General features: G+C 69.5%; 12 protein-coding genes. 3 read left to right on the forward strand and 9 right to left on the reverse strand.

Features of this window, described 5'->3' with window-relative positions; genetic code table 11:
- Positions 1-2: 2 nt before the first annotated feature.
- Positions 3-1,037: a YeiH family protein gene (locus MUU56_RS32225; protein ID WP_245083235.1), complete on the reverse strand. Its 1,035-nt coding sequence runs from the start codon at positions 1,035-1,037 to the stop codon at positions 3-5.
- A 78-nt stretch (positions 1,038-1,115) separates the two neighbouring features.
- Between MUU56_RS32225 and MUU56_RS32230 the strand changes: the two genes are divergently transcribed.
- A complete protein-coding gene (locus tag MUU56_RS32230) occupies positions 1,116-1,976 on the forward strand; it encodes a LysR family transcriptional regulator (protein ID WP_245083274.1) in 861 nt (286 codons plus the stop codon).
- On the opposite strand, the gene cobM is transcribed toward MUU56_RS32230, so the two are convergent.
- Both cobM and cbiE read right to left on the reverse strand, forming a co-directional pair.
- On the reverse strand, positions 1,973-2,737 hold the full coding sequence (gene cobM, locus MUU56_RS32235) for a precorrin-4 C(11)-methyltransferase (protein ID WP_245083238.1): 765 nt from the start codon (positions 2,735-2,737) through the stop codon (positions 1,973-1,975). The two genes, MUU56_RS32230 and cobM, sit on opposite strands and share 4 nt — an antisense overlap.
- Positions 2,734-4,005 (reverse strand): precorrin-6y C5,15-methyltransferase (decarboxylating) subunit CbiE, encoded by a 1,272-nt coding sequence (gene cbiE, locus MUU56_RS32240; RefSeq protein WP_398433278.1) that lies wholly within the window; start codon positions 4,003-4,005, stop codon positions 2,734-2,736. The genes cobM and cbiE overlap by 4 nt, the downstream gene beginning before the upstream one ends.
- Here cbiE and MUU56_RS32245 point away from each other — a divergent pair.
- Entirely contained in the window at positions 3,989-4,759 is a 771-nt protein-coding gene (locus tag MUU56_RS32245; RefSeq protein ID WP_245083245.1) for a cobalt-precorrin-6A reductase, read from the forward strand. The two genes, cbiE and MUU56_RS32245, sit on opposite strands and share 17 nt — an antisense overlap.
- On the opposite strand, the gene MUU56_RS32250 is transcribed toward MUU56_RS32245, so the two are convergent.
- From MUU56_RS32250 to MUU56_RS32275, 6 genes are all read right to left on the reverse strand, one after another.
- Positions 4,723-5,487, reverse strand: coding sequence for a precorrin-3B C(17)-methyltransferase (locus MUU56_RS32250; protein WP_245083248.1), 765 nt, complete (start codon positions 5,485-5,487; stop codon positions 4,723-4,725). The genes MUU56_RS32245 and MUU56_RS32250 overlap by 37 nt on opposite strands.
- Positions 5,484-6,221, reverse strand: coding sequence for a precorrin-2 C(20)-methyltransferase (locus MUU56_RS32255; protein ID WP_245083250.1), 738 nt, complete (start codon positions 6,219-6,221; stop codon positions 5,484-5,486). The genes MUU56_RS32250 and MUU56_RS32255 overlap by 4 nt, the downstream gene beginning before the upstream one ends.
- A gap of 2 nt (positions 6,222-6,223) precedes the next feature.
- Positions 6,224-6,856, reverse strand: coding sequence for a precorrin-8X methylmutase (locus MUU56_RS32260; protein WP_245083253.1), 633 nt, complete (start codon positions 6,854-6,856; stop codon positions 6,224-6,226).
- Positions 6,853-8,202 carry a precorrin-3B synthase gene (cobG, locus tag MUU56_RS32265; protein WP_245083257.1) on the reverse strand — a complete coding sequence of 450 codons (1,350 nt, stop codon included), beginning with the start codon at positions 8,200-8,202 and terminating at the stop codon, positions 6,853-6,855. The genes MUU56_RS32260 and cobG overlap by 4 nt, the downstream gene beginning before the upstream one ends.
- On the reverse strand, positions 8,199-8,978 hold the full coding sequence (gene cobF / locus MUU56_RS32270; RefSeq protein WP_245083260.1) for a precorrin-6A synthase (deacetylating): 780 nt from the start codon (positions 8,976-8,978) through the stop codon (positions 8,199-8,201). Before cobF ends, cobG begins: the two co-directional genes overlap by 4 nt.
- Positions 8,979-9,105: 127 nt before the next feature.
- Positions 9,106-9,927 (reverse strand): AraC family transcriptional regulator, encoded by an 822-nt coding sequence (locus MUU56_RS32275; RefSeq protein WP_245083263.1) that lies wholly within the window; start codon positions 9,925-9,927, stop codon positions 9,106-9,108.
- 111 nt (positions 9,928-10,038) lie between these two features.
- Between MUU56_RS32275 and MUU56_RS32280 the strand changes: the two genes are divergently transcribed.
- Entirely contained in the window at positions 10,039-11,238 is a 1,200-nt protein-coding gene (locus MUU56_RS32280; RefSeq protein WP_245083265.1) for an MFS transporter, read from the forward strand.
- Positions 11,239-11,385 lie beyond the last annotated feature (147 nt).

Genomic DNA, 11,385 nt, shown 5'->3' on the forward strand with positions numbered 1-11,385 from the left:
CCTCAGGCCGTCGCAAGGTTCAAAAGCACGACCATTCCGTAGCTCACGACGACCAGCACGCCGAGCGACAGGACGACCGCGGCCGTCACCCGCGGGCCTGCCCGCATCACGCGCCTGAGGTCGATGCCGAGGCCGAGGGCGGCCATGGAGAGGATCGTCAGCACGGTCGCGGCACGCGCCATGCCTTCGGCAAGCCCCGCATCGATCAGCCCGAAGCTGCGCGCGGCGAGCATGGCGAGGAAGCCGAGGATGAACCAAGGCACCAGCCGGTGCAGCGCCGGGCGACGACCGCTCTCCTTTCCCGCGGCAAGCGACAGGAGGAAGATCACCGGCCCCAGCATCAGCACGCGCACGAGCTTGACGAAGGTGCCGATCTGGATGCTGAGCGCGGAGACCGGGGCGGTGGCCGCCAGCACCTGCGGCACCGCATAGACCGTCATGCCCGCCATCACGCCGTAGCCCGTCGCCGACAGGCCGAGCAGCGGCACCAGCACCGGCAGCAGCAGCACCGTGACCATGCCGAGAACGGCGGTGAAGGCGATGGAGGAGGCGACGTCCTCCGCATCGGCGCGAATGACCGGCGCCGTCGCGGCGATCGCGGAATTGCCGCAGATCGAATTGCCGCAGGCGACCAGCAGCGCGACGGTGCGGGAGAGGCCGAGGCCGCGCCCGATGGCATAGCTTGCCAGGAGCACCACGCCCACCACCGCCGCGATCGCCCCGATCAGCGGCCAGCCCATGCCGGCGATCGCCGTGGCGCTGACGCCGGCGCCGAGAAGCACGATCGCGATCTCGAGGAAATATTTCGCGGAGAAGGCGATGCCGGGATCGAACACAGCCGGCCGCCTCAGCAGCAGCCGACAGGCGGCGCCGAGGAGGATCGCCAGCACGAGCGCCTCGATCCACGCCCCGCCGGCAAGCCGTATTTCCAGCCGTTCGGCGAGCACCGCAAGGCTCGACACGAAGCCGGACAGGAGCACGCCGGGCAGAAGTACGCGAATTCCAAGGATTGCTGGTTTGTTAGGTGAATTTTCCATGCGCAAACGATGCACTTGAAAACCTATTCGATCCATCGGTAAATATCGGACATTTCATTCGACTGGATCGAACAGATGATGACGCTGGAACAGCTCCGGATCTTCGTCGCCGTGGCGGAACGGGAGCACCTGACCAAGGCCGCCGATGCGCTGAACCTCACCCCCTCGGCCGTCAGCTCGGCGATCCGCGTGCTGGAGGAGCGCTACGGCATCGCGCTGTTCCACCGCACGGGGCGGCGGATCGAGCTGACCGAGACGGGCGAGGCCTTCCTGCCGGAGGCGCGGGCCACGCTGGCACGGGCGGGCAGCGCGGACCTCTTCCTCACCGAGATCGGCGGCCTGAAACGCGGCACGCTGACGCTCGCCGCCAGCCAGACCGTCGCCGGCTACTGGCTGCCGCCGCGTCTCATGCATTTCCGCGACGCCTATCCGGCGATCGATATCCGCCTGACCGGCGGCAATACCGACGAGGCCGCCGAGGCGGTTATCGACGGGCGGGCGGAGCTCGGTTTCGTCGAAGGCGAGATCGACCATCCCGCCCTCGCCCAGCGCATCATTGCGCGCGACCGGGTGGTTATCGTCGCGCCATCGGACCATCCGCTCGCCGGCAAGCCCGGCATCGATGCGGAGGATCTGGCCGCCGTCCGCTGGGTGCTGCGCGAGCCGGGCTCGGGCACGCGACGCGCCCTGACGGCGGCGCTGCCCGAGGAGGCGCTGGACATCGCGCTTTCCCTGCCTTCCAACGAAGCCGTGCGCAGCGCCGTGCTCGCCGGCCAGGCGCTGACGGCGGTCTCCGAATTCGTCGTGGAGGACGACCTTGCCGCCGGCCGCATGGCCCGCATCGCCTTCGACCTGCCGGAACGCGCCTTCCGTCTGCTGCGCCACAGGGAACGCTACCGCTCGAGGGCCTCGCTCGCCTTCGAAACCCTATTGGCCTAAAGCCCGTCGCGTCCCCGGAACCGGCGCTGGTAGGCGGGGTCATAGAGCGAGCTTTCGCGAAAATCCTCCGCGCCGAGCGAGCGGCCGACGAAGATCAGCGCCGTGCGCTCGATCGGCTCCTCGGCGACCCTCGCCACGATATCGGCCAGCGTGCCGCGCACCACGCGCTCATCGGGCCAGGAGGCCTTGACCACGATCGCCACCGGGCAATCCGCGCCATAGAGCGGCGTCAGGTCCAGGACGACCTTGTCCAGCGCGTGGATGGCAAGATGGATCGCCAGCGTCGCCCCCGTCGCGCCGAAATTCTCAAGCGTCTCGCGGTTCGGCATCGGCGAGGCGCGGCCGGAGACCCGGGTGAGCACGAGGCTCTGCGCGACCGCGGGAATGGTGAGCTCGCGGCCGAGCGCGGCGGCGGCGGCGGCAAAGGAGGGCACGCCCGGCGTCAGCGTATAGGCGAGCCCGTGCTTTTCCAGCCGGCGGATCTGCTCGGCGACGGCGCTCCAGACCGAGAGATCGCCGGAATGCAGCCGCGCCACATCCTCGCCCGCCGCGGCGGCGCGCAGATATTCGGCCTCGATCTCGTCGAGCGACATCGGCGCCGTATCGACGATGCGCGCGCCCGGCGGGCAATATCGCAGGAGCTCCGGCGACACGATGGAGCCGGCATAGAGGCAGACCGGGCAGGCGCCGATGAGATCGCGGCCGCGCACGGTGATGAGATCGGCAGCGCCGGGGCCGGCGCCGATGAAGTGAACGGTCATTCCTCGTCCTCGATAGGTTGCGCCGGCTTCGCCCACGTCCACTGCGTGACCGGCATGGCCGGCCGCCAGCCCGTCATCTGCCCGACGGGCGATGCGCGCGCGATGTCGATCCGGATCAGCGAACCGCCGAGCCGGGCATGCTGGGCGAGGAGCACGGCTTCCATTTCCGTCGTCACCGCATTGGCGACAAGCCGGCCGCCCGGCTTCAGGCCGTCGATCGCCGCCGGCATGACGCCCGCCTCGCTGCCGCCGCCGCCGATGAAGATCGCGTCCGGCGCGGCAAGTCCCGCAAGCGCCTCCGGCGCCGCCCCCTCGACCACGGCAAGGCCCGGCACGCCGAAGCGCCCGGCATTGCGGCGGATGCGGGCGGCCCGCTCCGCATGGCCCTCGATGGCGATGGCCCGGAGCGATGGATCGGCCAGCATCCATTCGATGCCGATCGAGCCCGAGCCGGCGCCGATATCCCAGAGAAGCTCGCCGCGGCGCGGCGCAAGGGCCGAGAGCGTCAACGCACGCACCTCGCGCTTGGTGATCTGGCCGTCATGCTCGAACAGTCCGTCGTCAAGGCCCGGCGTACAGGCGAGCACCTGCGCGCCATCTCCGGCGACAACCTCCACCGCGCAGACATTCAGCATGTCGGCCCCATCGAGGGCGAACTGCTCGGCCTGATGGTGGCTCACCCGCTCCCGCGCGCCGCCGAGCGCTTCCAGCACGGTCAGCGCCGAGCCGCCGAAACCGCTTTCCGCCAGCAGCGCGGCAAGCGCCGCCGGCCCGTCGCTGTCCGAGGTCAGCGCCAGGATGCGGCAGCCGGGATGCAGGTGCGGGCGGATGAGATCGACGGGACGGCCGTGCAGCGAGACGCAGACCGTGTCCTGCAGGGCCCAGCCCATGCGCGATGCGGCAAGGCTGAAGGCGGAGGGCGCCGGGAAGACGCGCATCTCCGCCCGCGCGATGCGCCGGGAAAGCGTGACGCCGACGCCGTAGAAGAAGGGATCGCCCGAGGCGAGCACGACGACAGGCCGGCCCCGCGCGGCCAGAACCGCCTCCACCGAGCGTTCGAAGGGGCTGAGCCAGCCGTGGCGCACGCCGCAGATCGCCGCATCGGCTAGCTCCAGATGCCGCGCGCCGCCGAAGACGATTTCGGCGCAGCCGATTGCGGCCTTGGCCTCGTCGCCGAGACCGGCTAGACCGTCTTCGCCGATCCCGACGATGGAAAGCCAGGGAGCGGCTGTCGAAAGGGGCTGATCAGGCGTGGACAAGCGACGCATCCTCATCTTGGGCGGCACGGCGGAGGCGCGCGACCTTGCCGGTGTGCTCGCCGGCAGGGCCGATCTTGCCGTCACGCTGTCGCTCGCCGGCCGCACGCTCGATCCCGCGCCGCAGCCCGTGCCCGTTCGCACCGGCGGCTTCGGCGGCGTCGAGGGGCTTTCGGCCTATCTTTGCGAGAATTCCATCGATCTCCTGATCGACGCGACGCATCCCTTCGCCCGGCAGATCTCCGCCAATGCCCGCGCCGCCAGCGCGGCGACCGGCATCCCGCTGCTGCGGCTGGAGCGGCGCGGCTGGGATGCGGTGGAGGGCGACCGCTGGACATGCGTCGCCACGATGGCCGAGGCCGTCAGCGCGCTCGGCGAAGCGCCGCGTCGCGTGTTCCTCGCCATCGGCCGCCAGGAGGCGAAGACCTTCGACGCCGCGCCGCAGCACCACTATCTCGTGCGCAGCGTCGATCCCGTCGATCCGCCGCTTGCCGCCCCCGACGTCGCCTACCTGCTCGCGCGCGGCCCGTTTGCCGTGGAAGCGGAGGTCGAACTTCTGCGCGACCATCGCATCGATGTCGTCGTCAGCAAGAATTCCGGCGGCGACGCCACCTATGGCAAGATCGTCGCCGCGCGCATTCTCGGCCTGCCCGTCGTTCTGGTCGAGCGGGCGGAAGCGCGCGATAGCCACCACGCGGGAACCGTCGAGGATACGGTGCGGCTCGCCGATCATCTCGTCGGCTCTTCGAGGAAGCGCGGCGTATAGACGAGATCCGGCAGGCCGGGGCGGGAGATGACGCGCGTTTCCGGCGAGCCGATGACGACGCAGGTCGCCATGTCGGCGCGCTCCGCCTCGGCTTCGCCGAGCGGCATGACCAGCATGCGCTCGTCCGGCCGGCCCGCGGCGCGGCCGAAGACGACGGGTGTTGCGGCCGGCAGCGTCTCGCGCAGGATCTCGAAGGCCCGGCCGAGCTGCCAGGGGCGCGCCTTGCTGATCGGGTTGTAGAGCGCGATCACGAGGCCGGCCCCGGACACGAGGCGCAGCCGCGTCTCGATGACCTCCCAGGGTTTCAGGTTGTCGGACAGCGAGATGGCGCAGAAATCGTGACCAAGCGGCGCGCCGATGCGCGCGGCGACCGCCAGCATGGCGGTGACGCCGGGCACGATGGTGAGATCCACCCTCTTCCATTCGTCCGGCCCCGCGTCGATCGCCTCGCAGACGGCGGCCGCCATGGCGAAAACGCCGGGATCGCCACCCGAGACGACGCAGACATCGGCACCCTCGGCCGCCCGTCTCAGCGCAGCCTCGGCCCGGTTCAGCTCCTCGCGGTTGTCGGAGGCGACCTTGATCTGGTCCGGCCGGAGGTTCAGCCGGTCGATATAGGGAAAATAGCCGAAGAATTCGCGCGAGGCCTCGACCGCCTGCCGTGCTTCCGGCGTCATCTGGTCCGGATTGCCCGGCCCGGTGCCGATCACGAAAAGCCGGCCCGTCATGCGCGGCCGCTCCAGCCCGGCACGAGGACCAGCGAGAAATAGGGCGCGGTGTCGTCGAGCTTTTCGGAAAGCCGCATGGACCGGCTCGTCGGCATGGTGCCGCGCTCGACATAGATCGCCTCGCCGAGCCGGCCGGCACTCGCCAGCGCCCGGCGGATCTTCGGCAGGTTGCGGCCGACCTTCATGATGACGGCGGCCTCGGTGTCGACGAGGCGGCGCGACAGTTCCGCCTCGCCCATCGTGCCCGGCAGCACGGAGAGCACGTCGTCGCCCTGCACGATCGGCAGCCCCGACAGCGACCAGCAGCCGGACATGGCCGTGATGCCGGGAATGACCTCGGTCGGGAAACGGTCGGCGAGCCGCACATGCAGGTGCATGTAGGAGCCGTAGAACATCGGATCGCCTTCCGAGAGGATGGCGACCGTGCGGCCGGCGGCAAGGTGCTGCGCGACGGCGGCGGCCGAGGCGTCGTAGAAGGCCGTGATCTGGCGCTTGTAGTCGTCGTGGTCCTTGTCGATTTCCGTCGTCACCGGATAGTAGAGCGGCAGCTCCGCCATGCCGGGCCTCAACAGGCCCTCGACGATCGCCCGCCCATTGCCCGCACGCCCGGCCTTGGCGAAATAGGCGAGCACATCCGCCTCGCCGATCGCCCGCACCGCCTTGAGCGTCAGGAGTTCCGGATCGCCCGGTCCCGTGCCCACGCCGTAAAGTCGTCCCGTCACCGTCGCCACCATGTTCACAGTCCCGGCCTCGCCAGCGAATTGAGCGCCGCTGCCGTCATGGCGCTGCCGCCCAGGCGGCCGCGCACGATGGCGAAGGGCACGCCATAGGAATTTTCGGCGAGCGCATCCTTGGATTCCGCGGCGCCGACGAAGCCGACCGGCATGCCGAGGATCGCCGCCGGTTTCGGCGCGCCATCCCGCAGGAGTTCGAGCAGGTAGAACAGCGCCGTCGGCGCATTGCCGATGGCGACGACGGAGCCGGCGAGGCGATCGAGCCAGAGGCGGATGGCCGCGGCCGAGCGCGTATTGCCGATGTCCCGGGCAATGTCGGGCGTGCGCGGATCGCGCAGCATGCAGAGCACGTCGTTGCCGGCCGGCAGGCGCGCTGCCGTCACGCCGCGCGCGACCATCTCCGCATCGCAGAAGATCGGCGCGCCGGCCTGGAGCGCACCGCGCGCCGCCGTGACGAAACCGGGCGAGAAGACGAAATGCGGCGCCGCCTCGACGAGGCCGGCGGCATGGACCATGCGCACGGCGACATCCGACTCCTCTTCGGAAAAGCGCGAGAGATCGGCTTCCGCACGGATGATCGCGAAGGATTTCTCATAGATGGCCGTGCCATCCTTGATGTAGTCGTAATCGGTCATTGTTGGCCTTGATAAGCGGAAGCAAGAAGGGCGGGCGCGGTGCGGTCGATGAGGTTTCCGGCCGTCTCGTCCTCCGCACGACGCGCGCGCAGGAGGGCGCCGAGACGGTGCAGGGCGGGCCGCAGCGCATCGGCGGGCAGGATTGCCGCGGCGGCATCGCCCGCGCGTCCATCAAGAACAAGGCCGACACCGGCGGCAGTGCCGCACAGCGTGACGGCGGCGGCGGCCGGATGGGCGCAGCCCTTCGGGCAACCGGAGACATGCACGTCGAAGGAGCCGTCCAGGAGATCGCCCGCCTCCGCCACGAGGGCATCGGCGGCGGCATGGGTATCGAAGCTGGCCGCGGCGCAGCCGGCGGCACCGGCACAGACGGAGACGGCCCGCCCGGGCGCATCCTGCGTGCTCCAGACGCGCTCCCGCATCGCACAGGCCTGCGCGGCGGCAAGCGCTTCCGCACGGAGCCCGCGCACCAGCAGCGTGTGGTGCGGCGCAAGGCGGAATTCCGTCGCGCCGCAGCCGGCAAGCGCGCGCACCAGCGCGGCAAGTCGGTCGGCATGGATCTGGCCATAGGCCGGGGCAAGCCCCAGCACCGTTTCGGCGCCGATCCGGTGCACGCCGAGCGGATGGACGGATGAAGCGGCGGAAAGCGGCGGTACCGGATCCGCACGGAGCACGGCCGCCAGCAGCGCCGAATCGAGATCCCGTCCCCGCGCCGCCGGCCCGATGGCGGCAAGGGCGGCGGCGACCGTCATCACGCCTTCGACGGCCCTTTCGCCGGGCAGCAGCGCGACGGCCATCGCCGTGGCGCGATCACCACCGACGGAAAGCCGCCAGGCGAGGCCTTGTGCGCCGGCGACGGCGTCGAGCCGGATATCAGCGACCATGTCGGCAAGGGAAAGCACGCCCCCGCCATCGACGACGACGGCAAGCTTGGGCGCCAGGGAAAGGGCGGCATCGGCAAGGGCCGCGCGCAGCGCATCGGCAAGCGGCGCGGCATCGGCAAGCTCGGCCGGGTCGATGCCGGCAAGCGGCGGCACCTCGATGGCGACGCCCGTCTGCGGGGTAATGCCGGCCGCGGCAAGGCCGGCGGCAAGATGCGGAATGGAGGCTTCGGTGAGGCCGCGAAGCTGGAGATTGCCGCGCGCGGTGATCTCGATGAGGCCGTTGCCGTGCGCCCGCGCCAGATCGGCAAGGACGAGGAGGTCTTGTGCCGTCAGGGCCGTCGCGACGGGGCGCAGGCGCACCAGAAGGCCGTCGCCGGTCCGCATCGGGGCGGCGATGGAGGGGCACGCGCCGCGCCGCAACGCACCGGCTTCGCCCGGAAGTATCGCTGAGGTCGCCGTCATGCCGCGCCCTCCTCCGCCTCGGGTGCCGGGCGGCGGATCAGGTAGGTGTCCATGATCCAGCCGTGCGCCGCGCGCGCCTTGCGGCGGGTCTCGCTGATGGTGTCGGCGATATCGGCAAGCCGGCCGGACAACAGGATCTCGTGCGGCGTGCCGAGATAGGCGCCCCACCAGATGTCCGCCTCCGGGTCCTCCACCCTGCGGAAGGCCTCGACGCCGTCGAGCATGACGAGCGCATCGCGCGCGGTGCCCGGCCAGGCCTCGGCGAGGCGGCGGCCGGTGGTGATCTCGACGGGCAGGCCGATGCGGTTGAGCGTGATGGCATGGCCGGCGCAGAGCGCCTGGACGCTGGTGATGCCGGGAATGACCTCGATCTCGAAGGCGACGCGGCCGGCCGTGCGCACATGATCGATGATACGCAATGTGCTGTCATAGAGCATCGGATCGCCCCAGACGAGCAGGCCGAGCGTCTCGTCCTCGCCGACGTCGTCAAGAAGGGTGCGTTCGTAGATGGCGGCAATGGCGCGGTGCCAGTCGTTGACGCCGTCCTCGTAGCTGCCGTCGGCGCGGCGCACCGGCACGGCATAATCGAGGATGCGGCAGCGCGCATTCTCGAGGAACCGGTCGCAGATCTCGCGGCGTGCATCGGCCAGAAAGGCCTTCTCGTCGCCCTTCGTCGGAATGAGCAGCACATCCGCCCGGTTCAGCGCACCCACCGCCTGAACGGTCATGTGCTCGGGATTGCCCGCGCCGATCCCGATGACCAGTATCTTTCTCAAAGTCCGTCTCCCGTGCGACCCCGCGCTCCCGGTTCGCGGCCCGAATTGGGTCCCGCACCTCTTCCTAATCCCAAAAGCCGACGGAAAACAGTCCCCGGATCGCGTCCTTTGCCGGTCTTTTTGAGACTCAGGCGGCCGCGCGGCTGGTCAGATAGGCGCGCGGCGAGGCCCCCAGCATGCGCTTGAACATGGTGGTGAAGGCCGGCACGCTCTCATAACCGGCATCGAGCGCCACGCGCGTCACCGGCTCGCCGGCGGCAAGGCGCGGCAGGCAGGCGAAAAGACAGGCCTGCTGGCGCCAGGTGACGAAGCTGACGCCCGTCTCCTGCCGGAAGAAGCGCGTGAAGGTGCGCCGGCTCATGTTCAAGCGCCGTGCCCAATCGTCGATCTTGGCCACCGGCGAGGGCTGTTCGACGAAATCCCGGCAGAGTTCGGCCAGCCGGCCGCTTGCCGGAAAGGGCAGGCCGAGCCGGCGCTCCGGCAGGCGGCCGATCTCGTCGAGCAGCAGCGCCATAACGAGTTCGCTGCGCCCGCGGTCCTCCGCCAGGTCATCCTGCCGGACGGTTTCCGTGATGAGCTGGCGGGCAAGGTCGGTGACCTCCAGGACGGTGGGAACCAGCGAGGCGGCCCGGCCCTCCGGCGAATAGATATAGACCGAGCGCATGCTGACATCGCTGAGCATCTCGACGGAATGTTCGAGACCGCGCGGGATGAGCAGCGCATGGCCGGGCGGAATCATCCAGCGCCCGCGCTCCGTCCCCACCAGCACCACACCGGCAAAGACGCACAGGAACTGCGTGCGGCGATGGCGGTGCGGCGGCACCGTATAACCGCCCGGAATCTCCGAACTGTGGACCAGGACATCCGTATTCGCCTGTTCCATGCGGGAAAGGTTGCGGATGTGGTCGTCATCGAGCGCCTTGCGGCGCGCATCGGTCAGTTTTTCCATCTTTGGCCCACTTGCGTAAGAAATGGACCTCAGCACGAAAGCAGGCCGCTGGCAATCCCTGTATGGGAAGCAGCCATGACGCGGAATTCGCGCGTATCATTCGAGGCCACCATGTCGACAGTCGTTCCCGCAGCGCCCCGCAGCGCCGCCACCACCACCTATTCCATCATCGTCGCCGTCAGCGCCTGCCACATGCTGAACGACATCATGCAGTCGCTGCTGACGTCGCTCTATCCGCTGCTGAAGGAAAACTACGCGCTCGATTTCGTGCAGATCGGCCTTCTGACCATGGCCTTTCAGGTGACGGCCTCGCTGCTGCAGCCGGCCGTCGGCATCGTGACGGACCGCTGGCCGATGCCCTTCTCGCTGCCGGTCGGCATGGGCAGCACCTTCGTCGGCCTCATCATGCTCGCCTATGCGCACAGCTTCCCGGTCCTGGTCTTCGGCGCCTGCCTGATCGGCCTCGGCTCGGCGATCTTCCACCCGGAATCCTCGCGCGTCGCCCGCCTTGCCTCCGGCGGCCGCCACGGGCTTGCACAGTCGATGTTCCAGGTCGGCGGCAATGCCGGCACGGCGATCGGGCCGCTGCTCGCGGCCTTCATCGTGCTGCCCTTCGGTCAGACGAGCGTCGCCTGGTTCTCGGCGGTCGCGCTCCTCGGCATGGTCATCCTCACCTGGGTCGGCAACTGGTATGCCGGCGAACGGCGGCTTGCCGCCGGCCGTCCCGCCGTCAGCCGCGCGCTGCCGCTGCCGCGCGGCCGCGTCGCCTGGGCGCTTGCCGTCCTGGTGCTGCTGACGACGACGAAGAACGCCTATCTCGCCAGCATATCGAGCTATTTCACGTTCTACACGATGGAGAATTTCGGCCTCGGCGTGCGCGACGCGCAGCTCATGCTGTTCCTCTTCCTCGGCGCCTCGGCGCTCGGCGTGTTCATGGGCGGGCCGATCGGCGACCGGTTCGGCGCGCGCTTCGTCATCTGGTTCTCGATCCTCGGCGTCATCCCCTTCGCGCTGATGCTGCCCTATGCAAACCTGTTCTGGACGGGCGTGCTGACGGTGCTGATCGGGCTGATCTTCTCCTCCGCCTTCTCCGCCATCGTCGTCTTCGCACAGGAGCTGATCCCAGGCCGCGTCGGCATGATCGCCGGCATCTTCTTCGGCTTCGCCTTCGGGGCGGGCGGCCTCGGCGCGGCGGTGCTCGGCATCTTCGCCGACAGCCACGGCATCAACTTCGTCTACCAGGTCTGCTCCTACATGCCGCTGCTCGGCATCCTCACCATCTTCCTGCCGCGCCTGCCGGCAAGCCACTGAGGCGATCGCAGACGTTCCCGAATATGAAAAGGCCGGCGTTTCGCCGGCCTTTCGTCGTCTTTCGGCTCAGCCCATGCGCTCGGAGGCGTAGGAACCGGGGCTGGGCGGGAAGACGATGGTCTTGTTGCCGTTCATGAAGACGCGGTG

This window comes from Shinella yambaruensis, assembly GCF_022899355.1.
In the GTDB taxonomy this organism is placed as follows: Bacteria; Pseudomonadota; Alphaproteobacteria; order Rhizobiales; family Rhizobiaceae; genus Shinella; species Shinella yambaruensis.